At 66.3% G+C, this 24,229-nt stretch carries 22 protein-coding genes; 19 read left to right on the top strand and 3 right to left on the bottom strand.

Features of this window, described 5'->3' with window-relative positions; all coding sequences use genetic code 11:
- Positions 1-162 precede the first annotated feature (162 nt).
- The 8 genes from eccCa (at position 163) to glmM (ending at position 9,548) form a co-directional block, all read left to right on the top strand.
- Positions 163-4,161, top strand: a complete 3,999-nt coding sequence (eccCa, locus tag MTX34_RS01685) for a type VII secretion protein EccCa (RefSeq protein WP_243608228.1) — start codon at positions 163-165, stop codon at positions 4,159-4,161.
- Positions 4,158-5,615 (top strand): type VII secretion-associated protein, encoded by a 1,458-nt coding sequence (locus tag MTX34_RS01680; protein WP_243608227.1) that lies wholly within the window; start codon positions 4,158-4,160, stop codon positions 5,613-5,615. The genes eccCa and MTX34_RS01680 overlap by 4 nt, the downstream gene beginning before the upstream one ends.
- Before the next feature lie 161 nt (positions 5,616-5,776).
- Positions 5,777-6,142 carry a WXG100 family type VII secretion target gene (locus MTX34_RS01675; RefSeq protein ID WP_179273621.1) on the top strand — a complete coding sequence of 122 codons (366 nt, stop codon included), beginning with the start codon at positions 5,777-5,779 and terminating at the stop codon, positions 6,140-6,142.
- Between the two features lie 64 nt (positions 6,143-6,206).
- Positions 6,207-6,488, top strand: a complete 282-nt coding sequence (locus tag MTX34_RS01670; protein WP_243594756.1) for a WXG100 family type VII secretion target — start codon at positions 6,207-6,209, stop codon at positions 6,486-6,488.
- Between the two features lie 109 nt (positions 6,489-6,597).
- Entirely contained in the window at positions 6,598-6,939 is a 342-nt protein-coding gene (locus MTX34_RS01665) for a TraR/DksA C4-type zinc finger protein (RefSeq protein WP_243608226.1), read from the top strand.
- Between the two features lie 182 nt (positions 6,940-7,121).
- Positions 7,122-7,565, top strand: coding sequence for a 50S ribosomal protein L13 (gene rplM, locus MTX34_RS01660; protein ID WP_037188282.1), 444 nt, complete (start codon positions 7,122-7,124; stop codon positions 7,563-7,565).
- Positions 7,562-8,086, top strand: a complete 525-nt coding sequence (gene rpsI, locus MTX34_RS01655) for a 30S ribosomal protein S9 (protein ID WP_032397516.1) — start codon at positions 7,562-7,564, stop codon at positions 8,084-8,086. Before rplM ends, rpsI begins: the two co-directional genes overlap by 4 nt.
- 106 nt (positions 8,087-8,192) lie before the next feature.
- Positions 8,193-9,548, top strand: coding sequence for a phosphoglucosamine mutase (glmM, locus tag MTX34_RS01650; RefSeq protein WP_243608225.1), 1,356 nt, complete (start codon positions 8,193-8,195; stop codon positions 9,546-9,548).
- A gap of 4 nt (positions 9,549-9,552) precedes the next feature.
- On the opposite strand, the gene MTX34_RS01645 is transcribed toward glmM, so the two are convergent.
- Positions 9,553-10,593, bottom strand: a complete 1,041-nt coding sequence (locus MTX34_RS01645) for an LLM class F420-dependent oxidoreductase (protein WP_243594759.1) — start codon at positions 10,591-10,593, stop codon at positions 9,553-9,555.
- A 151-nt stretch (positions 10,594-10,744) separates the two neighbouring features.
- On the opposite strand from MTX34_RS01645, the gene MTX34_RS01640 reads away from it, so the two are divergent.
- The 3 genes from MTX34_RS01640 to MTX34_RS01630 are packed head-to-tail and all read left to right on the top strand — an operon-like array spanning position 10,745 to position 13,088.
- On the top strand, positions 10,745-11,050 hold the full coding sequence (locus MTX34_RS01640; protein ID WP_243608224.1) for a hypothetical protein: 306 nt from the start codon (positions 10,745-10,747) through the stop codon (positions 11,048-11,050).
- Positions 11,047-12,822: a hypothetical protein gene (locus MTX34_RS01635; protein ID WP_243608223.1), complete on the top strand. Its 1,776-nt coding sequence runs from the start codon at positions 11,047-11,049 to the stop codon at positions 12,820-12,822. Before MTX34_RS01640 ends, MTX34_RS01635 begins: the two co-directional genes overlap by 4 nt.
- On the top strand, positions 12,819-13,088 hold the full coding sequence (locus tag MTX34_RS01630; protein ID WP_243608222.1) for a hypothetical protein: 270 nt from the start codon (positions 12,819-12,821) through the stop codon (positions 13,086-13,088). The genes MTX34_RS01635 and MTX34_RS01630 overlap by 4 nt, the downstream gene beginning before the upstream one ends.
- A 13-nt stretch (positions 13,089-13,101) precedes the next feature.
- Here MTX34_RS01630 and MTX34_RS01625 read toward each other — a convergent pair whose 3' ends face one another.
- Positions 13,102-13,962, bottom strand: coding sequence for a hypothetical protein (locus MTX34_RS01625; protein ID WP_243594763.1), 861 nt, complete (start codon positions 13,960-13,962; stop codon positions 13,102-13,104).
- Positions 13,963-14,061: 99 nt separating this feature from the next.
- Between MTX34_RS01625 and glmS the strand changes: the two genes are divergently transcribed.
- From glmS to tsaD, 8 genes are all read left to right on the top strand, one after another.
- Positions 14,062-15,924 (top strand): glutamine--fructose-6-phosphate transaminase (isomerizing), encoded by a 1,863-nt coding sequence (glmS, locus tag MTX34_RS01620; RefSeq protein WP_243608221.1) that lies wholly within the window; start codon positions 14,062-14,064, stop codon positions 15,922-15,924.
- A gap of 7 nt (positions 15,925-15,931) precedes the next feature.
- Positions 15,932-17,365, top strand: coding sequence for an NAD(P)H-hydrate dehydratase (locus tag MTX34_RS01615; RefSeq protein WP_243608220.1), 1,434 nt, complete (start codon positions 15,932-15,934; stop codon positions 17,363-17,365).
- A gap of 80 nt (positions 17,366-17,445) precedes the next feature.
- Positions 17,446-18,648: an alanine racemase gene (alr, locus tag MTX34_RS01610; protein ID WP_374638799.1), complete on the top strand. Its 1,203-nt coding sequence runs from the start codon at positions 17,446-17,448 to the stop codon at positions 18,646-18,648.
- Positions 18,649-18,651: 3 nt separating this feature from the next.
- The gene (locus tag MTX34_RS01605) at positions 18,652-19,671 is read left to right on the top strand and encodes an alpha/beta fold hydrolase (protein WP_243608219.1); all 1,020 of its coding nucleotides are present in this window, start codon (positions 18,652-18,654) and stop codon (positions 19,669-19,671) included.
- Positions 19,664-20,173, top strand: a complete 510-nt coding sequence (tsaE, locus tag MTX34_RS01600) for a tRNA (adenosine(37)-N6)-threonylcarbamoyltransferase complex ATPase subunit type 1 TsaE (protein ID WP_374638798.1) — start codon at positions 19,664-19,666, stop codon at positions 20,171-20,173. Before MTX34_RS01605 ends, tsaE begins: the two co-directional genes overlap by 8 nt.
- Positions 20,174-20,225: 52 nt before the next feature.
- The gene (gene tsaB / locus MTX34_RS01595) at positions 20,226-20,900 is read left to right on the top strand and encodes a tRNA (adenosine(37)-N6)-threonylcarbamoyltransferase complex dimerization subunit type 1 TsaB (RefSeq protein WP_243608218.1); all 675 of its coding nucleotides are present in this window, start codon (positions 20,226-20,228) and stop codon (positions 20,898-20,900) included.
- Positions 20,897-21,388 (top strand): ribosomal protein S18-alanine N-acetyltransferase, encoded by a 492-nt coding sequence (gene rimI, locus MTX34_RS01590; RefSeq protein WP_243608217.1) that lies wholly within the window; start codon positions 20,897-20,899, stop codon positions 21,386-21,388. The genes tsaB and rimI overlap by 4 nt, the downstream gene beginning before the upstream one ends.
- Complete coding sequence (gene tsaD, locus MTX34_RS01585) at positions 21,385-22,422, top strand: tRNA (adenosine(37)-N6)-threonylcarbamoyltransferase complex transferase subunit TsaD (RefSeq protein ID WP_243608216.1); 1,038 nt, start codon at positions 21,385-21,387, stop codon at positions 22,420-22,422. The genes rimI and tsaD overlap by 4 nt, the downstream gene beginning before the upstream one ends.
- Here the strand turns inward: tsaD and MTX34_RS01580 are convergent.
- Positions 22,407-24,059 (bottom strand): Hsp70 family protein, encoded by a 1,653-nt coding sequence (locus tag MTX34_RS01580; protein WP_243608215.1) that lies wholly within the window; start codon positions 24,057-24,059, stop codon positions 22,407-22,409. The genes tsaD and MTX34_RS01580 overlap by 16 nt on opposite strands.
- Between the last annotated feature and the right edge of the window lie 170 nt (positions 24,060-24,229).

The raw sequence follows: 24,229 nt of genomic DNA, 5'->3' as shown, positions 1-24,229 counted from the left end.
GTCGGACGCCGTTCTATTTCTCGCAGCCCTGAGGTCCCCCGCGCGAGACCATGAGTGCACCTGTGGACCGCTCGGTCTTCGATGCGTTAGCCTGTCGTCCACGCGGCCTCGGGGGGAGGTCGCTGTACGCAGTAGTGGGGGCGCAGCCGTGGGGGCGGACCGATGAGTACCGTGCGCTTCGTTCGCGTTGCGCGCCGCGAGGTGCCTCGATCGCCGGGCGGTGAGGTGGCCCTGCAGCCGCCACCCGAGATTCCACGCGCGGTGCCGGGCAATCTGCTGATGAAGCTGATGCCACTGGTGATGGTTGCAGCGATGGTCGGCATGGTCGCGCTGATGTTCACTTCCGGCGCGGCGGCGAACCCGATGATGTTGATGTTCCCCGCCATGATGTTGATGTCCATGGTGGGGATGCTGGCCGGAGGTGGAAAGTCCGGTGGAGCGCGCACGGCCGAGGCGAACGAGGACCGCAAGGACTATCTGCGCTACCTCGATCAGCTTCGCCGTGATGTCGCCGACACCGAGCGGGCGCAGCGCAAAGCTCTCGAATGGAGTCACCCGGCCCCCGAAACCCTCTGGTCGATCGCCGGAACCGAGCGGATGTGGGAACGGCGACTGTCGGACCCCGATTTCGCTCACGTGCGAGTCGGTCGCGGGGATCAGCGCCTGGCGACCCGATTGGTTCCGCCCGAGACCGGACCGGTGGAGGATCTGGAACCCGTCTCGGCGGTCTCACTGCGACGGTTCGTGCGGGCGCACTCGGTGGTGGGCGCGCTGCCGACCGCGGTGTCCCTGAGGGGATTCGCTGCACTGTCCATAGCGGGAGATCGTGACGACGCCCGGGCGATGGTGCGAGCAATGTTGGCCTCGCTGTGCAGCTTTCACGGACCCGACCACGTCGCAGTCGCAATCGTCTGCGGTCCGGACACTGTGGAGCAGTGGGAATGGGCCAAGTGGCTTCCGCACACGCAGCACGATGCCCTGCGCGACGGGGCCGGATCCGCGCGAATGATCTTCGGTAGCTTCCTCGAGCTGGAGAGTGCACTGGGCGATGTGCTGGCGATGCGTAATCGGTTCGCGCGCGGCGCGGTTCCGGTCGCCGGTGTCGTGCAGTTGGTGATAGTGGTGGACGGCGGACTCCTCGACAACCGGTCGACCGACCTCACCGATACGGGCCTCGATTCCGTCACGATCGTCGACCTGTCCGGCCTCTGCCCCGGACTGGCTGCGTCCCGTGGCTTGCAGTTGTTCGCCGAGAACGGATCCATCGGAGCGGTCAGCGGAACCACGGTCGAGGTGTTCGCCGTCGCGGACTCGATGAATACCACCCAGGCCCACGCCGTTGCCAGGCGTCTGTCGCCTTTTCGCGTGCCGACGTCCTCGTCGGTCGTCGATGTCGTGGACGACGACGGTGTGCGGATCTCGGGATGGAACAGTCTCGTCGGGATCGCCGACGTAGGTGCACTCGATCCGGACCGGGCCTGGATCACTCGGCGCGGACGCGAGCGGCTGCGGGTACCGATCGGTGTCGCACCCGACGGCAGCACCGTGGAGATCGATCTGAAGGAATCCGCCGAGAGCGGTATGGGGCCTCACGGATTATGTATCGGCGCAACGGGTTCCGGAAAATCGGAGTTCCTCCGAACGCTCGTGCTCGGCTTGGTGTCGACTCACTCACCGGAACAGCTCAATCTGGTACTCGTCGACTTCAAGGGCGGCGCTACGTTCGCGGGACTCGAGGCTGCCCCGCACGTGGCCGCCGTCATCACCAACCTGTCCGAGGACTTGGCGCTGGTGGATCGAATGCGTGATGCCTTGGCCGGCGAGATGAATCGGCGGCAGGAATTGCTGCGCTCGGCCGGGAACTTCGCGAATGTGTCCGATTACGAGAAGGCGCGCGCGGCGGGAGCCGATCTCGCACCGATGCCTGCCCTGTTCGTGGTGGTAGACGAGTTCTCGGAGTTGCTGAGCCAGCAGCCGGAATTCGCCGAGCTGTTCGTCGCGATCGGTCGGCTCGGACGTTCGCTTCACATGCACCTGTTGCTCGCCAGTCAGCGACTCGAAGAAGGCAAGCTACGTGGTCTCGACAGTCACCTGTCGTACCGAATCGGACTGAAAACGTTCTCCGCGAACGAGTCTCGCTCGGTCCTCGGAGTCCCCGACGCTTATCACCTTCCCGCGCAACCCGGTGCGGGTTACCTCAAGTGCGATTCGGCCGAGATCGTCAGGTTCGCTGCGGCCTACGTCTCCGGTCCGTATTCACCGCCGCGCTCCGTTTCCGGGACGCGGACTCTGCCCGGCGCAGACATCAGGCCGAAGCCGTTCACCGCCTTCACTGTGCCCCTCGACGTCATCGACCTCGGCCGCATCGAGGATGCCGGCGCGCCGCCGGTCGAACCGGATTCGGTCGATTCGGAGAGTACGGGTGCGTCGGTTCTCGACGTGGTCGTCGGACGAATTCGAGGTCGCGGAATGCCGGCCCACGAGGTGTGGTTGCCGCCGTTGGACACTGCCCCGACCCTCGACCGGTTGGTGCTCGGATCGGTTCTGACCGAGCGTGTCGCTCCGCTCAGCGCTTTGCGCGCCCCCATCGGAATCGTCGACCGGCCGTTCGATCAGCGCCGCGATCTGTTGACCGTCGATCTGTCCGGCGCAGCAGGCCACGTCGCCATCGTCGGAGCACCGCAATCGGGAAAGTCGACGGCACTTCGGTCCTTGATCCTGGCGCTGGCAATGACGCATTCACCCGCGCAGGTGCAGTTCTACTGCTTGGATTTTGGCGGCGGAACGCTGGCCGGTCTGGCCGATCTGCCACACGTCGGGTCGGTGGCCAACCGGCTGGACGTCGATCGGGTTCGACGCACCGTGGCCGAGGTGGCCGCCGTAGTTCGGCAGCGGGAGAGGACGTTCCGCGATCGCGGTATCGACTCGATGGCCGAGTTCCGACGGCGACGCGCGACGCAACCCGTCGATCCCGAGGACCGGTTCGGTGACGTCTTTCTCGTCATCGATGGCTGGCCATCCATCAGGTCGGACTTCGAGAGTCTGGAACAGCAGATCGCCACCCTGACCACGCAGGGCCTCGCGTTCGGGCTGCATCTGATTCTCACCGCGTCGCGGTGGGCGGAAGTTCGGCCCGCGACCAAGGACCTGATCGGTACTCGGTTGGAACTGCGGCTCGGAGATCCGTCGGATTCGGACATGGGCCGAGCCAAGGCGTCGAGCGTTCCGGAGGGTCGGCCGGGCCGAGGTATGACCAGGGACGGTCTGCATCTGTTGATCGCACTTCCACGGGTGGACGACGTCAGTTCCGTCGACGACCTGTCTCGGGCAGTCGGAGAGTCGGTGGCGGCGATCGCGGCAGCGTCTGCCGGGTTACCCGCGCCGCCGGTGCGAATGCTGCCGGAGCTGCTCGAACGGTCCGCAGTTCTCGATCTGCTCGGTCATTCGTGGCCGCGTACTCGCGGTGCTACCCCGGAGCTGGGAGTCCCGATCGGCATCGACGAGGCAGAGTTGGCACCGGTGGTGATCGACTTCGCAGAGAATCCACACTTCGTCCTGTTCGGCGACAGCGAGTGCGGCAAGACGTCTCTGCTGCGCGGAATCTGTCGATCGCTCGTCGAGGCGAACTCGCCCGACCGCGTCAAGCTCATCATCGCGGACTATCGCCGAACCCTGCTCGGCACAGTCGATTCCGAGCATCTCGCCGGGTATGCGGCGTCGCAGGCGACGCTGACGGCGATGCTCGTCGACCTCGCCGGCCGCATGACCGAGCGCATGCCGGGTGCAGATGTGACGCAGCAGCAGCTCCGCGAGCGGTCGTGGTGGAATGGTCCCGAGGTGTTCGTCGTCGTCGACGATTACGATCTGGTCGCTACGTCGTCGGGGAATCCGCTGGCCCCGTTGGTGGAACATCTTCCGCATGCGCGAGACATCGGGCTGCACGTGATCGTGGCGCGACGTTCGGGCGGGGCAGGCCGGGCCCTGTTCGACCCGGTGATAGGACGGTTGCGCGATCTGGTGACGCCGGGACTGGTCATGAGCGGGAGCCGCGACGAGGGCAACCTGCTCGGGACGGTGCGTCCCAGTGCCTTGCCGCCGGGCCGTGGCGTGTTGGTCAACCGCTCGGGTCAGGCACTGGTTCAGCTCGGACACTCGAGTTGACGAACCCCGCGTGGCGTTATGCCGCAGTGCATCTGGGGTACGCGGAGATCTCCGTCGTCGCCACGAGCGGAGCGTTCGAGGGTCCGAGAGAGAGCGTCGAATCGGCGTTCGCGACAGTGGAGGACGGCGGTCTGGTGTTCGGCCGGCACGCAGCCGGAGCCGAGATACCGCCACTGCTCTGCATCGACGATGCGTCGATCCCGGTGGGGGTCTCGGCGTGGGACCGAACGGCGGTACTGCACGGAATCGTGTGGTCGGCTCTGCACAGTGCAGGGGTGCGCGACCGACTCGACGTGCTCGAAATCGCGTATCCGTCCACGTGGGGAGAAGAGCGCTCGGGCATTCTTCGCGCCACGTTCGCGTCGTCGGCGAGCGAGGTGGTGCTCGTGGAAACAGCCGAGGCGGCCCTGTCGTGGTCGGGTGAACGAGCGCCCGGTGCGGCCGTCGTCATCGAAGTCGGTGCTCTCGATACGTCGGTCGTCGTCCTGGACGAGTCCGGGGCGCACGGCGGGGATACCGGCGCGATCCTGCCCTTCGGAATCGACGACGACTCCGCCTGGCGACGTGCGGTGGGGGAGTACGCCAGGTCGTCGGTCATGCGCTGCCCCGACGAGGTGTACGTGGTGTCGGCGTCGAGCGTCGGACCCGATCCCATCGTCGATCACTCCACGCACTGGCTGACCGGTCTCGATGTCGCCAGGTCGCTGTACCGACGAGCCGGGGCGGATCTCGTACCGACACCACCCGTTCGTGCCTCGACGACGCGATCGGCGGCGTGGCTCGACGACGTCGCCGCGCCCCCGCCGCGGTCGAGGAACCGTCGTTCGGCCCTTTTCGCGACGGTGAGCGCCGTGTCAGCGGTGGTCGTATTCATCTGCGTAGCAGCCTATTTCGCTGTTCGATCGCCCGAGAGCGTCGATGCATCTGCAGCGCAACCCTTTTCGCCGATAGTCGCCCCCACGGTGTCACCGTCTTCGGTCGTCGAACCGACGCCGACGACGGTGCCCGCCGCGCCGTTGCCGGTCGAGACGGTGACGTTCGTGTACGGACGCGTGTCGATGCGGTTGTCGGCCACTTGGACGAAGTCCGACGACCAGGACCGCATGGTGTTGATTCCGCCGACCCCGCCCGAGCGGCGGATCGTCGTGACCGTGGCAGACCTGTTGCCGGGTTCGACTCAGGAGCAGGTGGCCACCGAACTTCGGTCGGCCGTCGATGCTCGGGGTCCGGATTCGAGCATCGGCTCTCTCGAACCCACCCGCGATTTCGGCGGCCGCGTCGGGATCGCCTACATCGAGAGACCGGTCGACGACTCGACGGTGCTCTGGCGGGTGTTCGTGGAGTCCGACCTCCAGGTCAGCATCGGTTGTCAGTTCGAGGGGGAGGACCCGGCAGTGATCGACACCGAATGCGGCCAGGCAACGCAGTCGTTGGACATCGTGCCGGTGTCGTGAGATCGGCCCACAGTTTCTCGGAGACTGCCGGAACCGAATCGAGGGGTTGCTGCGTCAAAGGAGATGTAGGGGAGTGAGTGGGCCGACTACAGGCCGGCTCGGTCGAGCAGCACGCGCGCCGCGGGCGTACGTGAATCGAGTATCGAAAACAAGGAGTCGAAGTGGGATATCCAGGGGGACCGGAAGCTACGGGTTCGTCGAACGGCGTCACCGTCACACCGCAGGAGCTCGTCGCTGCCGGAGCCACGATCGAAGGCCTGAGCGTGTCGATCAACGCGTCCAATTCCGCTGTTCGATCGATCGTCGAGCAGACCGCCGAAGCGTGGGTCGGCAAGGCGGGCAAGTCTTTTCAGGACGTCATGGCGCAGTGGGACACCAGTGCGCAGAAGATGCGGAGTGCGCTGGAGCAGATCTCCGCCGACATCAAGACCAACGGCCACGGCTACTCGGACGCCGACGACGACAACGTGTCGGCCGTGAACCAGGTGGCCGGATCCCTGAACTCGGGACTGTCCTCGTTCAAGTGAACGTGACATCCGGAATCACACGACAATCCACACGACCACGCTCGACCAAGGAGACCGATCCGACATGAAATACGACTTTGCCCAGATCGCGGCGCTGACCGAGGCAATGAACAAGCAGGCGAACGTGACCAAGGACTTGCTCGCGGACGTGGACACCACCGCGAAGCGACTCTACGAGTCGTGGGAGGGCGACGCGATGACGTCCTACTACGAACTTCAGCGTCAGTGGAACTCTGCATCCGACGAGCTCAACCTCATTCTGTCGAGCCTCGTTGCGGCAGCCCGCACCGGTGGCGAGACGATGCACGGCGTCGAGATGGCCAACAAGGCACGGATGGCTCGCTGACCTTTCGTCGAAAACAGGAATGCCCCGACCGCGCAATCGGTCGGGGCATCCGTCTTTTCGAGCGCTCTGTGTCCTGGTTTCGGTGCCTGCCGGGGTGTCTACTGGTTCGGTGACGGACTTCGGAGCAGTACTCGGGGCCGAGCGGTCTCGTGCCGACCACCGACTCGCCTCTCTTCGGGACGAGTTGGCGTCGGTGATCGAAGGATCTCGCTGGACCACCGACGACGACGAACACGATCCGGAAGGGTCGACCATCGCGTTCGAGCGGGCGAAGATCGCGGCCCTGATCGCCGACACCGAATCCGAACTGCGCGACATCGATGCGGCGGAGTCACGGCTCGCGACGGGGACGTACGGTTCGTGCGAGAGGTGTGGCGGCGAGATCCCGGTGATCAGGCTCGAGGCGCTGCCGGCGGCGCGTCGGTGCGTGCACTGCGTGCGCCTGCGGTGAGGTGGAGGCGGGTCGAGGCGTTTTGACCTGGGCGTCCGCTGCCGGTATCGTTCCCCGTTGGCGTGTATGGGCTCGCCATGTACTTGCGTGCATATCGAGCCCTTGTCCTCGGGTCTCAACTGGCCGCCGAGGGCATCCACTCGTCTTGGCCAGCAGCGACATCATGAAGACAGGAATTTTCTGTGTCTACTTACGCCCCGAAGGCCGGGGACACCACCCGGACGTGGCATGTGATCGACGCCACGGACGTCGTGCTCGGACGCCTCGCCGTCCAGGCCGCGACTCTGCTCCGCGGTAAGCACAAGCCCACCTACGCACCCAATGTCGATGGTGGCGACTTCGTCGTCATCATCAATGCCGAGAAGGTTGCCATCAGCGGCAACAAGCTCGACGGCAAGTTCCACCACCACCACTCCGGCCATCCGGGCGGTCTGAAGTCGCGCTCGACCCGTCAGGTCCTCGAGAGCAACCCCGATCGTCTCGTGGAGAAGGCCGTCGTCGGCATGATCCCCAAGAACAAGCTCGGTAGTGCCATCGCGAGCAAGCTGAAGGTCTACGCGGGACCGAACCACCCGCATGCCGCTCAGCAGCCCGTTCCGTTCGAGATCAAGCAGGTGTCCCAGTGACGGCGCCGGAGGGAAATGACGTGACGTCGCAGGAGAACATCGAAGAGATCGCCGCCGACGAGTTCGTGGCAGTCGAAGACCCCGAGGTCGTCTCGGACATCGAAGCTGCAGCCGCTCCGGCACCGATCGTGTTCGATCGCCCGATCCAGACCGTCGGTCGCCGTAAGGAAGCCGTCGCTCGTGTTCGGTTGTCTTCGGGCACCGGCGGATTCAAGCTCAACGGCCGCACCCTCGAGGACTACTTCCCGAACAAGGTGCACCAGCAGCTGATCAAGGCTCCTCTCGTTCTGGTGGACCGCGCTGAGTCCTTCGACATCGTCGCGCTGCTGCACGGTGGCGGACCGTCGGGACAGGCGGGTGCCTTGCGTCTGGCCATCTCGCGTGCACTGATCGAACTCGCACCCGACGATCGCCCGCCGCTCAAGGCCGCGGGCTACCTCACGCGTGACGCGCGTGCAGTCGAGCGCAAGAAGTACGGCCTGAAGAAGGCCCGTAAGGCGTCGCAGTACTCCAAGCGCTGACGCGTCTTACCCGTTTCATCCTCGAGGGCAGGCATCCAGCAGTATCGGTTGCCTGCCCTCGAGGCTTTCTCACCACATTCTCTCCGCTCGAAGGAGTTCTCGGTTCATGGCGCGATTGTTCGGCACCGACGGAGTTCGGGGACTGGCGGGCGGGGTTCTGACCGCCGAGCTGGCGTTGAGAATCGCGCGCGCCGCAGCCGCCGTGTTGGCACCGAATGTCGACGGCACCAGACGTGTGGCAGTGGTCGGTCGTGATCCGCGTGTCAGCGGCGCGATGCTGAGCGCAGCCGTGTCCGCCGGACTCACCGCATCGGGTGTCGACGTGATCGATGTCGGCGTGCTGCCCACACCCGCAGTCGCCTTCCTCACCGCCGAATACGACGCGGCGCTCGGTGTGATGATCTCGGCATCGCACAATGCGATGCCCGACAACGGGATCAAGATTTTCGCTGCCGGCGGGCACAAGCTCGACGACGACGTGGAAGACCGGATAGAAGCTGCCCTCGATCCCGAGGGGCGCTCCCGGAACGACGCGCAGCCGTTCGATGCCATCGGTGCCGCGATCGGCCGCATCGACGTCGCGCACGACGCGGCCGCTCGCTACACGACGCATCTTGCAGACTCGGTGGCGCATCGACTCGACGGTGTCACAGTTGTCGTCGACTGCTCGCACGGTGCCGCCTCGGTCGTCGGGCCCGACATCTACCGACGAGCCGGCGCGACTGTCGTGGCAATCAACGCCGAGCCCGACGGCATCAACATCAACGACGGGTGCGGCTCGACGCATCTGGAGGGATTGCAGAAGGCTGTCGTGGAGCACGGGGCCGACCTCGGTATCGCGCACGATGGAGACGCCGACCGGTGTCTGGCCGTCGACGCGTCGGGTTCCGTGGTGGACGGTGACGCGATCATGACGGTACTGGCCATCGCGATGCACGACGCCGGTCAGTTGACCGACGACACCCTGGTCGCGACGGTCATGAGCAATCTGGGTCTGCACATCGCGATGCGCGAGGCCGGAATCACCTTGCGCACCACAGCCGTCGGAGATCGTTACGTCCTCGAGGAACTGCGACGGGGTGGTTTCGCGCTCGGCGGCGAGCAGAGTGGACACGTTGTTCTGCCCGCGGTCGGAACGACCGGCGACGGGATCGCCACTGCATTGCGACTGATGGAGCGGATGGCGCAGACCGGACGCTCCCTCGCGGATCTGGCGTCGGCCATGCGGACACTGCCGCAGGTGCTGATCAACGTGCGCGTGTCCGACAAAGCAGCCGTGTCATCGGCACCGTCGGTATCGGAGGCCGTGGCGTCGGCCGAGCGCGAACTAGGGGAATCGGGTCGAGTTCTGTTGCGCCCCAGTGGTACCGAACAGTTGGTACGAGTGATGGTCGAGGCATCCGAACTGGACGTGGCGACCCGGCTCGCCGAAGAGCTGGCGGGCCGGGTCGCGTCGGTCTGACGTCTCAGGCAGTCAGTTCACGCAGCGCGGTCAGCTGCGCGACGCGGCCCGCGGTGTTCTCGGCCAGCGGCGCGACATTGAGGGTGGTCACACCCGCTTCGGCGAACGCAGCGACGCGCTCCTTGACGTAGCTTTCCGGACCGATGAGGTTCACTGCGCGAGCGAGCTCGTCGGGGACGGCAGCGGCCGCTTCTTCCTTCTTGCCGGCCAGGTACAGGTCCTGGATCTTCTCGGCCTCGGCCTCGTACCCGTAGCGCTGAGCCAGGGAGTTGTAGAAGTTCTTGCCCTTGGCACCCATGCCGCCGATGTACAGCGCCAGGTGGGGCTTGACCCAGGGCAGGTACTTCTCCGCATCCTCGCCGATGGCCAACGTGGGGCTCGCGAACACTTCGAGTTCGCCGAGCGACGGATCTCGCTTGGCCTTGCCTGCTGCGAGCGAATCGCCCCAGACGTCGGCGGCCTTCTCGGGGAAATAGAAGATGGGCTGCCAACCTTCGGCGATCTCGGCGGTGAGTTCGACATTCTTGGGACCGAGAGCGGCGATGACAACTGGAATACGTTCGCGTACAGGGTGATTGATCAGCTTGAGTGGCTTGCCCAAGCCGGTTCCCTTGTCGGCCGGCAGCGGGATCTGGTAGTGCTTGCCCTGGTACTGCACCTTCTCGCGACGCCATACCTGCCGGCAGATCTCGATGACCTCGCGGGTTCGTGCGATCGGTGCGTCGTACTTGACGCCGTGAAAGCCTTCGACGACCTGCGGTCCGGACGCGCCGAGGCCGAGAACGAAACGGCCGTCGGACACGTAGTCGAGACCGGCCGCGGTCATGGCAGTCAACGACGGTGTCCTGGTGTAGATCTGGAAGATGCCGGACGCGATCTTGATGGTGCTCGTCTTGGCCGCGAGGAACCCGAGTTGGCTGACGGCGTCGAACGAGTAGGCCTCGGGCACGAAAATGATGTCGAGCCCCGCCTTCTCGAGCTCGGCAACCTCGGCAACGGTCTCGTTGAAACCACCGCTGTAGTTCAGCATCGTTCCGATGTGCATGGGACTCCTCGTTCGGTGAGCAGCTGGTGCAGCCGCTTCAGGTACCTGTTACTGACATTTCACATCGGGACGTTACCGCTCCCAGGGGAACCGATGTGAGTCGGCGCACGTCATAGTGAGAAAGGGGCACTTCGAGGGGGAACGGGGACGTATGAGCGGCGGAGTCTGGGTGGACGTGGATCGCGTCCGCGGAGTTGCAGATGCACTTGTGGTGTCGGCCGACGCCCTCGGCGCAGCTGCCGCTTCCGTTGCCGATGCAGGGTTCGGTCCGGCCGGGGCGGGACGGAACTACGGTGACCTGGGCGCGCTGTACATCCAGGCCCACGCCGGGCTCGGCCGTGCCGTCGGGGCATGGAAATCCTCGGTCGACGACATCTCCAGTGCCCTCACGACGTCGATGAACGAGTACGACCGACAGGACGACGCCGCCGCGTTCGTGATCGAGTCGGACCGGTGACGCCTCCCCCGGCCGAACCCGGAGGTGCGGAATCGGTCGACGACATTCTCGACACGAACGCGCACGGCCTGCTGTATTTCGAGCGGTTTCTGCCTCTGGCCTGCCGCGTTTTCGGCGTCGAATTCCCGCCGTACGTCGATGTGTGTGCCGGATACGACGAACAGCGCGGGCTGAACTTGGGTGCGCTCGGTCACGATGCCGACGCCGTCGGAGCACTGTCTACAGTGCTCGGCGAGCAACTCGTGGAGCAGGTTCAGCTGCGGCGGGTTCTGCAACTGAGGTGGCACGGCGAGGCAGGTGAGGCTGTGCAGACGTTTCTTTCGGCCGAACAGGAGGAGGCTGACGCCTTCGCTCGATCGATCGAGGATTCGCATCAGACGATGTGTGCGGCCGTCGACGTTCTCCGCGATGCCGTGACCGACAAGGCAGAGCTCGTCGGAGGACTCTCGGTCGACAATGTGGACGGCAAGGATGCCGACCAGATCGATGCCATCTTGGCTGCGTCGGGGCTCGAATGTCGCCCGGTCGACAGGGCGACGGTGTTCCCGCGGTTGGCGTCCGCTTTCCCGGATCTCACCGATCGAGCGCGCAGCGCCGATGTGTCCGACGAGTTCGCCGCCGAGGTCGGCCAGGTGTGTCGACATTGGATCGAGAACGAGTTCGTACCGCGGGTTCAGGGCACGTACGACGCCATCGTCGGGGCATGCACGGCCACCGACACTGCAGTCAGAGGCTGTCTGAAGTTGGTGGTGGATATTCTGGCCGGTATTCACGAGCCATCGTTCGGCGATCTCGACGAGCGTGGCTGGGCACTTGCGCCCGGCCCGGCAGCGCAGCGGCAGGGGCACGACTGCTCTCCCGTGGGCCCGGCTTCGGCCGGCCCAGGCCCAGCACCAGCACCGGCACCGGCAGCCGTCGGGCCGGCGTCGGTCTCGGATGTCGGCGGCTCCGCTCTCGTCGGAGCCGAGAGCATGGATCCGGCCGAATCGCGTGTCGCCGCCGATCGCGTCGGTGACACGCCGAGAGATGCAATGGATGGGCTCGTGGACCGGGTGGTTGCCGCCATCGTCGACCGCGTCGACAACGCACTGAGCGACACGATCGACGGTATCCAGGACGGCCACGACACAGACGACTCCGACGCCCCTGCGATCGACAGCGCGATTGGCGACGACGAGGCGAAGGGCGAGGACTCGAACCCGTCCCCGGAGGGCGGATCGGCCGTGCCGGCGGGAGGTGACGACCAGCAGTCGCAGTCGGTGCCCGGGCATTCGTCGTCCGCGGCCATCGACGAGCGTGGCCATCTCGAGGCCGAACTCGATGGGCATCGCGCCCGCATTGCGCTCGAACACAACGGTGTCGTATCTCTCGAACTCGAGACTCCCGGACTCGGAACTCGCTCGTTCGAGCTCCGAATCGGACCGTTCGGCCTACCCGAGATAGTCGAAGTTCCCGATGGCACCGACCCGGTGGGCACACCGGCCGTGGCTGCTCCGAAACCGTCCGAACCTGTGCCTGCTGCACAGCCTCCTGTATCCACTACAGAACCTGCGCCGGCTACAGAACCAGTACCGGCTGCGGAACCTGTGGTGCCGTCCGGCTCCGCGTCGGATGCCTCGGCGCAGTGTCCACCCGAGTCACCCGACACGGACCAGCCCGACGCGCAGCTTCCGGTCACTGCCGATCGCCCGGTCACCGATGCTCAACCCGCCGATGCGCAACCCGCCGACGCCGCTACCGGTGCGGGCCTCAGCGAAGCAGGGGAGCTGTGAGCTCCGACAGCGGGTGGCGCACGGAGTTGCATCGAATACGCGACGAGCATCGGGCCGCCATGGCGCGCGCATCCGAGGCTCTGAGCCGGGCTCAAACTCCTACCGACGGGCGCAGCGGACGACGGTCACCGGACGTGAGCGGGTCGGACTCCGACCGCGAGCCGGCGTCGGGTTCGGTGCTGCAACCGGCTCATCTGGATCGGAGAGAGCCCACTCCGCATGTCGAGACCGAACCCGCCGAGCAGCCGCGGACCTGGCTGATCTGACTGTCGATCCGGACTAGCCCCGTCCGAGCAGAGCCTTGATCGACGCGGAGGCCTTGGGCTTGGGCTGGGCATCGAGCGGGGCATGCGGATCGACTGCCCTGGTGCCATCGATCTCGCCCGCTGTTCCGGCCAGTTCTTCGTAGTCGGAGTCGCCGGTCAGATGGAACAGCAGAAAGGCGGTGAGGACGGCGCGGGTGCGCTGTTGGGTCTTGCGATCGGGCTTGTTGATGCCGAGCGCGCCGAGGATTCGGCGGCCTTCGACGAATCCGTCCGCCGTCGAGCCGTCGACTCGGCGCAGGATGGACGGCCCGTGCCAGGCCTGCGCGAGCGCGAGCGAGTTGTCGGTGAGCGAATCGGCGTTCGAGTTGTCTCCGACGACGAGTCCCGGCACCTTCAGGGTTGCGGCAGCCTCTTCCGACGCGGGTGCCGTCGGTGCCGGAAAAAGAGCGGCCACTGCCTTGATGTCGGATCGCCTGGAGGCAGCGAGAACGGCTGTGCCTGCCCCCATCGCGTGTCCGGCGGCGGCGAGCTTGTCCGGATGCACGCTGATGTTTCCGGGGCCCAGACGCACGCCGGTCATGATGTCGAGCACAGTGCCCAGGTCGGTTGCCAGTCCGCGATGCGACGGTACGAGCCCCCGCTCGGTGTCCGGTGCCGCAACCACGATGCCCCAGGACGCCAGGTGCTTCAGCGTGTCGGTGTAGTGGCTGGGCCGCAGCATCCAGCCGTGTGCGAAGGCAACACCGGGCAGGCCGAAGCCTTCGGCGGGTGTGTAGACGACACCGGGCTGCCCGGCGAGGGCCAAGTCGCCTCGGAGCACCTTGTGCGGGCCGCGCTTGGAGAGAGCAGATGCCAGCTTCTTCGGTTTCGCCACGAGAGATGACGCTACCGAACGACGGCGCGTCAGGGGCACGCGGACACGTCGACCCGAGCGAATGGGTCGTGCGCGCCGTGCCGAGTACCCTGATTGACCATGTGCGGAATCGTGGGTTACGTCGGCCACCGCCCAGCTCTGGGTGTGGTGGTCGAAGCGCTTCGGCGTATGGAATATCGGGGTTACGACTCTGCGGGAATCGCGATCCTCGACGGTGCGGGTGCGACCGCGGTCGAGCGCAAGGCGGGTCGCCTGGCCAATCTCGAAGCCGAACTGGACGACATCGGTACCGACACATTCGTCGGCACCACGGGGATGGGTCACACTCGATGGGCGACGCACGGCCGTCCCACCGACCGCAACGCCCACCCGCATCGAGACGCGTCCGGCACCGTCGCGGTGGTCCACAACGGAATCATCGAGAACTTCGGTCCGCTGCGCGCCGAGCTCGAGTCCGTGGGCACCGAGTTCCTGTCCGACACCGACACCGAGGTGGCCGTACATCTCGTCTCGCGTGCCTACGCCGAAGGCCCGACTGCGGGCGACTTCGTGGCCAGCGCGAAAGCAGTCCTGCGTCGTCTCGACGGTGCGTTCACCCTCGTGTTCACCCACTCCGATCACGCGGACACGATCGTTGCGGCTCGTCGCTCCACGCCTCTGGTTCTCGGTGTCGGCGACGGCGAGATGTTTCTCGGATCCGATGTCGCCGCGTTCATCGAGCACACGCGTGACGCCGTCGAACTCGGCCAGGATCAGGTGGTCGTCATCACCGCGGACGGCTATGCCATCAGCGATTTCGAGGGCAACGAGGCGCACGGGCGTCCGTTCCGAATCGACTGGGATCTCGCAGCCGCCGAGAAGGGCGGCCACGACTACTTCATGCTCAAGGAGATCCAGGAGCAGCCGGCCGCGGTGGCGGATACGTTGCTCGGCCACTTCGACAACGGTCGAATCGTGCTCGACGAGCAGCGGCTGTCGGATCAGGAGCTGCGCGACGTCGACAAGGTGTTCGTCGTGGCCTGCGGCAGTGCGTACCACTCGGGTCTGCTGGCCAAGTACGCGATCGAGCACTGGACCCGGCTCCCGGTCGAGGTGGAACTGGCCAGTGAATTCCGCTACCGAGACCCGGTCCTGGATCGATCGACCCTGGTCGTCGCCATCTCGCAGTCCGGCGAGACTGCCGACACTCTCGAAGCAGTGCGGCACGCCAAGGACCAGAAGGCGCGTGTTCTGGCGGTGTGCAACACCAATGGCTCGCAGATTCCTCGCGAGGCCGATGCCGTTCTCTACACCCGGGCCGGTCCGGAGATCGGCGTCGCGTCGACCAAGGCCTTTCTTGCCCAGGTCACCGCGAACTATCTGGTCGGGCTGGCATTGGCGCAGGCTCGCGGTACCAAGTATCCCGACGAGGTAGCGCGTGAATTCGCCGAACTCGAAGCGATGCCCGAGTTGGTGCAGCGGGTGCTCGAGACGGTCGAGCCCGTTCGGGCGCTCGCGCGCGAGCTCTCGACGGCCACGACCATTCTGTTCCTCGGCCGACACGTCGGATACCCGGTCGCTCTCGAAGGCGCGCTCAAGCTCAAGGAATTGGCGTACATGCATGCCGAGGGCTTTGCGGCGGGCGAGCTCAAGCACGGTCCGATCGCGCTCATCGAGGACGGTGTACCGGTGATCATCGTGATGCCGTCGCCGAAGGGTCGGGCGGTGTTGCACTCGAAGATGCTGAGCAACATTCGCGAGATCCAGGCGCGTGGTGCGCGGACGGTCGTGATCGCCGAAGAGGGTGACGAGGCGGTGCGTCCGTTCGCGGACAACCTGATCGAGATCCCGGCCGCGTCGACGCTGCTGCAGCCGCTGTTGTCGACGATCCCACTTCAGGTGTTCGCCGCCGAGGTCGCTCAGGCGCGGGGGTACGACGTGGACAAGCCTCGCAACCTGGCCAAGTCCGTCACCGTCGAATAGGCCTCGCATGCGCGGCTACTACACACCCGAGCAGATTCGCAATGCCGAAGCGCCGCTGCTGAATTCCCTGCCCGACGGCACCTTGATGCGACGCGCCGCGTACGGCCTGGCCACCGTTGTGGCAGGGGAGTTGGCGGCGCGTACCGGAGGTGTCGCCGGGCGTCGCGTGACGATTCTGGTGGGCACGGGCGACAACGGTGGCGACGGTCTGTGGGCCGGGGCGTATCTGCGTCGGCGCGGCGTCTCGGTGTCCGCTCTCCTGCTCGACCCGACGCGGGTGCATGCCGAAGGTCTCGCGGCCCTGCGATCGACGGGCGGACGAGTGGTCACCCACTGCGGGCCTGCCGACATCGTGGTCGACGCCATCGTCGGTATCTCCGGCAAGGGCTCGCTGCGCCCCGACGCTGCTGCCGTGGTGGAGCGGATCACCGCACCGATCGTGGCAGTGGATGTTCCCAGTGGAGTCGACGCGGAGACCGGCGCCGCACCCGGGCCGGCTGTGACGGCCGAGGTGACCGTGACGTTCGGTGCCCGCAAGCCAGTCCACGTGCTGGCCGTACCTCGTTGTGGCCGAATCGAACTCGTGGACATCGGTCTGGACCTGCCGACTCCGGCGATGGAGTCGTTCGAGCCGGCCGAGGTGGGACGGGTGTGGCCGATTCCTACGGCGTCGGACGACAAGTACTCGCAGGGCGTGGTGGGTGTCCTGGCCGGAAGTTCCACGTTCCCCGGTGCTGCTCTGCTCTGTGTGGGCGCAGCGGTCGCGGCCACCTCCGGAATGGTCCGCTACGTGGGAAGCGCAGGCGCAGAGGTCGTGTCGCACTATCCGGAGGTCGTTGCCGCCCCGGATCTCGACGCGGTGGGAAAAGTGCAGGCGTGGGTGGTCGGTCCCGGTTTCGGCACCGACGAGGAGTCGGCGGACATCGTGCGCCGAGTTCTGGAAACGGACCTGCCGGTCGTCGTCGACGCGGATGCGCTCACAATTCTCGCGCACAACGAACGCTGGATCGCCGGACGCGCCGCAGCGACTCTGCTGACCCCGCATGCCGGAGAATTCGCCCGCCTGACGGGAGCCGACCCTGCACCCGACCGAGTGGGATCGGTTCGAGATCTTGCTGCGCGCTGGGGCGTCACCGTTCTCCTCAAGGGACGAGCGACGATCGTCGCCGACGCAGATGGGACGACGTACATCAGCGACGCCGGGGGATCGGCTGCATCGACCGCCGGCTCCGGCGACGTACTCTCCGGCATACTCGGAGCCCTGCTCGCGTCGGGAATGGCACCGTCCACTGCGGCTGCCTGCGGAGCGAAGGTCCACGCACTGGCCGCGGCCCGTGCGGCTCACGGTTCGGACGGAGAGTTCGCGGCACCCATTTCTGCGAGCCCGCTGTGCGAGTCCATCTCGGACGCCATCCGAACCGTGCGCTCGCTCACAGTCTGATTGCGGTCGTGCGTGCCCCACGTCCGATGCTCGATGTGTCAGGAGTTGTGGTGCCCTGATCCGTCGTATCGGCGGCGCGGATGGCACTATCGAATGTTGTGACTATCGGCTGCGACGACGAGAGGACCGATCCTCGGACGGGTTCGGGTGCCGTGGCGTCCGTCGACCTGGACGCAGTGGCGCACAACGTTCACGTGTTGCAGCAGTTCGCCGGGGACGCCGCGGTGATGGCTGTCCTCAAGGCCGACGGATACAACCACGGTGCCGTCGAAGTCGCACACGCCGCAATCGCAGCAGGTGCACAGGAGCTCGGCGTCACCACCATCGGTGAGGCCCTCGAACTCCGCGCCGCGGGCATCACCGTTCCGGTGCTGGCGTGGTTGCACCGAACGGATTCGGATTTCGCAGCTGCCATCGACGCGCACGTGGGAATCGGGGTCTCCACGCTTGCCCAGCTGGACGCCGTGGTCGAAGCGGCACGCCGACTCGGTCGTACAGCGGATCTCTCGCTCAAGATCGATACCGGGCTGAACCGCAACGGGGTCGCGGAATCGGATCTCGATGCCGTCCTCGACGCTACTGCGGCAGCAGTGGCCGACGGCGCCGTGCAGTTGACCGGGATGTTCTCGCACCTGGCCTGCTCCGACGAACCGGCTCACCCCGCCAACGACGCCCAGGCCGAGCGGCTGCGCGACGCGGTGCGGCGCGCCACTCGACGGGGAACGCCTCCCGCCGTCGTGCACCTGTCCAACTCGGCCGCCACGCTGACCAGGCCCGACCTCGGTTTCGACATGGTCCGCCCGGGTATTGCTCTGTACGGCTTGTCGCCGGTGCCCGAGCTGGGAACCTTCGGGTTACGCCCGGTCATGACGTTGTCGGCGCAGGTGGCGAACATCAAGAAGGTGAGCGAAGGTGAATCGGTGTCCTACGGCTACACCTGGACCGCTCCCGCCGACACGGTGGTCGCACTCGTCGCTCTCGGATATGCCGACGGGGTCGTCCGCCGGCTCAGCGGGCGGTTCGAGGTGACCATCGCAGGTCGTCGCTATCCCTCGGTGGGTCGAGTGTGCATGGATCAATTCGTCGTCGACCTCGGCGGCGATCACTCGGGTGTCGCAGTCGGCGACGACGCGCTACTCTTCGGGCCAGGGGACAGGGGAGAGGCGCACGCTCAGGATTGGGCGGATGCGCTCGAGACCATCAGCTACGAAGTCGTCACCGGCGTTCGTGGACGCGTCCGACGACGGTTCGTCGGCGCTCTCGCAGGGGAGGCGACGATCTAGATCATGCTCGGATTGCTGGAGAGTATTGCGATTGTGGTGCGCGAGACGGCGTTCCGGTCCAACAAGGATCCGCTGGCCACTGAAAATCTCGACCTGATGGATGCCGATCGCGGCAGTATCGTCACCGCGGACGACGGCGTGCCGCTCGCAGTGCGCGAAGTGGGCCCGTCCGACGCCGAGACGACCGTCGTGTTCGTTCACGGTTACTGCCTGCGCACGTCGTCGTGGCATTTTCAGCGTCGTGCGCTCGAACAGCAGTGGGGTTCGACGGTACGCATGGTTTTCTACGATCAGCGCGGTCACGGGCGTTCGGGAATACCGAGCCCGGACAGTTGCACCATCGGTCAGCTCGGCCTCGATCTGGACGCAGTGATTCGCTCGGTGGTCCCCAGGGGACGCATCGTTCTGGTCGGGCACTCGATGGGCGGCATGTCGATCCTGTCCATGGCCCGGCAGCGCTCGGACGTGCTGCGTCAGAGAGTCATCGGCGCGGTGCTGATCTCCACGACCGCCGCAGGTCTTGCGCAGTCCGGGGTGGGTCGTAGTCTGCAGAATCCGGCGGTCGACGCCTTCCGTCTCGCCGTACGGACGTCGCCCGGTTTGGTGCAGTTCGGGCGCGGTGCTGTGCGTGCGCTGATCTCCCCGATCCTGCGCGCGGCGTCCTACGGCACCAGAGTCTCCCCGCGACTGGTGGCGTTCTCCCAGTCGATGATCGACGACACGTCCGTCGTCACGATCGTCAATTTCCTCGAGACGCTCGAATTGCACGACGAGTCCGAGGCGCTGCTGGAATTCGAGAACATTCCGGTGTCGGTGGTGTGTGGCGACGAGGACTGGATCATTCCGTTCGCCAGCTCGGAGGCCCTGGCGCAGGCTCTGCCGCGTTCGGAGATGGTGCGGGTCCGTCAGGGTGGCCACCTGGTGCAACTCGAATTCCCGGAACAGGTCAACGGCGCGATCACGCGGCTCGTGGCCCGGGCAACGGAGGCCGCGGGCAAGAAGCGGCGGTGGGGCGTTGTCTGACGACCCTCTGCACCTGCCTGCGACGGCCGAATTGGCCACTGCCGCAGACACTGCCGAGTTCGGTGCGAGGCTTGCACACCTTCTGGTCGCCGGCGATCTGGTGATACTCGACGGTCCGCTCGGGGCCGGAAAGACGGCCATGACCCAGGGGATAGCCGCCGGCCTCGGGGTGCAGGGCCGCGTCACCTCGCCGACGTTCGTCATCGCTCGCGAGCATCGGCCCGGCCCACGTGCCCATGGACTACCGCCGGTTGCGCTGGTCCACGTCGATGCCTATCGACTCGGGATGACCGGACAGTCGGCGGTCGACGAACTCGATGCTCTCGACCTCGATACCGATCTCACCGACGCGGTGGTCGTGGTCGAGTGGGGTGAGGGATTGGTCGAGAAGTTGACGGACGGCCATGTGTCGGTTCGTCTCACGCGTGACCCGGACTCCGATGTTCGACGCGTGACGGTGAGTCGGGTGGACAGCGAGGCGGATCCGAGAGAACGACGCTGACCGGGTACCGGGTGCGCGACCGTATGCCCGGTGACGGGTAATCTGAAATATCGTGCTTGTACTTGCCGTCGACACCTCGACCCCCGCCGTCACCGCAGGTGTGGTGGACCTGACCGAGCCCGCCGACGCCGGTGCGGTTGTCACGACCCTCGCCACGCGGGTTCGGGTGGACGCGCGATCGCATGCAGAAATTCTGACGCCCAACATTCTCGAGTGCCTCGCCGAGGCGGGAATCGTCGCGGCCGAGTTGGGAGCCGTCGTCGTCGGCGTCGGTCCCGGCCCGTACACCGGGTTGCGGGTGGGCATGGCCACGGCTGCCGCGTTCGGTGACGCACTCGGCGTCCCGGTGTACGGAGTCTGCAGTCTCGACGCCATCGCCGCAGATGTCTCCGAACCCGGGTCCCTGTTGGTGGTGACCGATGCGCGGCGGCGCGAAATCTACTGGGCGCGTTACGAAGCGGGAACGCGAGTGGCGGGACCCGACGTTGTCGCCCCGGCCGAATTCGATCCCGTCGGAATCGACGCGGTCGCCGGGTCGGCACCGCACGCTGCGGTATTCGCGCTTCCGATTCGCGATGTCCAGGCACCGTCTCCGGCCGGGTTGGTCGCGGTCGCCGTCGCCGATATCGGCAGCGGTATCGACCCGGGTCCGCTCGTTCCGTTGTACCTGCGCCGCCCCGACGCCAAGACGCTCGACGAGCGCGCCGCGGCGAAGGCTGTGAAGTGACGGTATCGATCGAGCCGATGACGGCGGCAGACGCTGCTCGGTGCGCATATCTCGAGACCGTACTGTTCCCGGGTGACGACCCGTGGGCCGAGGACGCGTTCGTCGCGGAACTGGCGGCGCCACAGAATCATTACGTCACGGCGCGGGAGAACGGCGAGGTCGTCGGTTACGCAGGCATCTCCCTGCTGGGGCAGCCGACCCGCGGTGCCTTCGTCGTCGGTGAGTCCGAGGTGCACACGATCGGTGTCGATCCGGCGCATCATCGCAGAGGGATCGGCGGGCGACTGCTCGACGAATTGCTTCGCGTGGCCGACGAGCACGGTGGACCGGTCTTTCTGGAGGTCCGCACCGACAACGAGCCCGCGATCGAGTTGTACCGACGCGAAGGGTTCGAGATCGTCGGCACCAGAGCACGGTACTACCAGCCGAGCGGAGCCGATGCCTTCACCATGCGTCGGCCCGAGAAGACAGAAGGATCAGCCCGATGATCGTGATGGGTATCGAAAGCTCCTGCGACGAAACAGGAGTCGGGATCGTCCGGTGGGACGCGGCAGGGACGTGCGAGCTGATGGCAGACGAGGTGGCCTCCAGCGTCGACGAACACGCGCGGTACGGCGGAGTGGTGCCCGAGGTGGCGTCGCGCGCGCATCTCGAAGCCATCGTGCCGACCATGCGTCGAGCTCTGGCGGCCGCAGGCATCGATCGTCCCGACGCCGTCGCTGTGACGATCGGACCGGGCTTGGCCGGGGCGTTGCTGGTCGGGGTTGCCGCTGCCAAGGCGTACGCCGCGGCCTGGGGCGTGCCCTTCTATGCGGTCAACCATCTCGGCGGCCACGTCGCGGTCGACACGCTCGAGCACGGCCCGATGCCGTCGTGCGTGGCTCTGTTGGTCTCCGGTGGTCACACGCATCTTCTCCACGTCGATGATCTGTCTCGGCCGATCGCGGAGCTCGGGACCACTGTCGACGACGCAGCCGGGGAGGCCTTCGACAAGGTTGCGCGGCTCCTGGGACTGGGTTATCCGGGTGGTCCGGCCCTCGATGATGCTGCGCGCGAGGGCGATCCGACAGCGATCGCGTTTCCCCGAGGAATGACCGGCCCGCGCGATGCCAGGTACGACTTCTCGTTCTCCGGGGTCAAGACCGCCGTCGCTCGTTTCGTCGAGGCCAGGCACCGTGCCGGAGACCCCATCCCGGTCGCAGACATCGCCGCGTCCTTTCAGGAGTCGGTCGCCGATGTCCTGACGATGAAGGCCGTTCGCGCGGCAACCGACGTCGACGTCGACACGATCGTCCTCGGCGGGGGTGCCACCGCCAACTCCCGCATTCGTTCGCTGATCGAACGTCGTTGTGCCGACCAGGGTTTGACGTTGAGAATCCCGAAGCCCCGATTGTGCACCGACAACGGTGTCATGATCGCCGCACTGGGAGCGCACCTCGTCGCAGGCGGTGCGCAGCCGTCTGCGCTCACCGCCGTGACCGATCCCGGTCTCTCGGTCGCGACCAGTCAGGTGCCCGGCTGAGCGTCCTCGGTGGCAGCGACGGTCGGATCGAACGAACGTGATGTCGACGGAACGGCGGCGGACAGCGGTTCGCTCGAGGGAGCCGATACCGGCGGAGACCACACTGTTGGTGGTGCCGTCAGTTCCGGAGTCTGCTCCGAACCGCTCGCATCCGTGGTCGGCACGCTGATGGATCCGGTCGGTACGGGGGTCGACTCGGGAGTCGCTTCGACTGTGGGCTCCGGGGTCGGACCGGGGACGATCTCGGTGGTGTCGCTCGGTGTCGACGATTCCACCGGTTCGGAGGGCCGAACCGGAATCGTGGTGACCGGGGTCGACGGATCGATCGGGATTCCGGAAGTGACCTCGGGGGATACCGGATTCGACGTGGGATCGACAGGCCACTCGAACGGTGGGAGGTCGGGAGCCGGACGCAGAGTCGGCGTTGTGGTGGGTGCGTCGGTCGTGGTGACACGCGTCGACGATCCGGTGGACTCGATCGTGGTCTGCCTCGGATCGGGTCGGTCTCCGGGTACGCCCTCCGTCGTCGCCGAGTCCTCGTCGGGCGAGTACCCCTCGGCGATCGGCCGACCTGCATCGGTCGATTCGGTGGCGGGTCGGGTGGCACTTCCCGCGGGGGAGACACTCTGATCGTCGGCCGGGGCCATCGTCTGCACTCCGTAGGCGAGCACGAGTCCACCTGCGACGACGGCGGCCGCGATCGCACCGGAGTATCGGCTCATTCGGCCCGCAGTGGTACGCGTCGCCGTCACGAGTTGGTAGCTGCTCCCGACGACCGTTGCGGCGACACCAGCAGCTCCGACGGCCAGAACGGCGTCGGGTTCGGCGAGTCGAATCACCGGGGCGTGGAAGCTATCGGTGAGCGTGGTGGCAAGCACGGGGATCTGCGCTCCGCCGCCGATCAGCACTATGGCCTCGGGTTCGTGCGTGCTTCGGTCGAACACCTCGCGGACGAACCGGGCGGCGGCGTCGACCATCGGGGCGGCGGCGGCGTCGAATGCGCCCCGCGTGACGGTCAGCGGGATCCCGCTGTAGCGCTCGATGCGGACCTCGTCGGCGCGGGAGAGCTGTTCCTTGATCGACCGGTACCGCGCAGAGCCGATGCCGCGGTCGTCGCGAAGGTCGTCCCGCAGGTTGTCTCGGGTCATGTCCTGCACGAGGTTCTTGACGAGCGCGTTGAGTGCGTCGCCGCCGACGACGTCGGACCGGTCGTGAGCGAGCACCGTCTCGGCGGATCGGTCGGTGACCGTGACCGACATACCTGCGGCTCCGAGATCGACGAGGGCGATCGTGTCGTATCGATCGACCAGTCCGGTGGTCGCCAGGTGCGCGAACGCGGCCGCTGACTCGGGTACCAGGCGAACATCGCGGGTGGTGTGGGCCAGCGCCGCGCGAATGCCCGCAGCGTGCTCCTCGGTGCGGTAGGTGACAGCGATCGCGTCGGGCGAGCGGTGCCCGGGGATCAGCGAGGCCATGAGTTCGATGGCAGAGGTGACCAGATCACCGATGTCGGTGTTCGCCTGGCGATCGGCCGAGACGGTCCGGTACTCGACCGTGCGACTGCCGTCGGTGTCGACGGTGACGAGGGCTGCGCACACGACCTCGGATCCGGTGGATATACCCACTCCTATCCGCATGCTGCACCTCCCGCCCCTGTGTATTCGCCCGGAATCGACTGGTCTGTGTGCCGTGTCGCGGCACAGCTGTCGATCGTTATCGTTCGGACAGCTCCGTTATCGTAACGTTACTTCGAGCTCCGACGCGAGCGTAATGTGCCGCTCGGTCGGTTACTCGACAGAGCTTTCTT

It is taken from the genome of Rhodococcus sp. ARC_M5, from assembly GCF_022810405.1.
Lineage (GTDB): Bacteria > Actinomycetota > Actinomycetes > Mycobacteriales > Mycobacteriaceae > Rhodococcoides > Rhodococcoides navarretei.
Note: the sequence above shows the minus strand (reverse complement) of the source record. Positions and strands in the feature narration are given on the sequence as shown.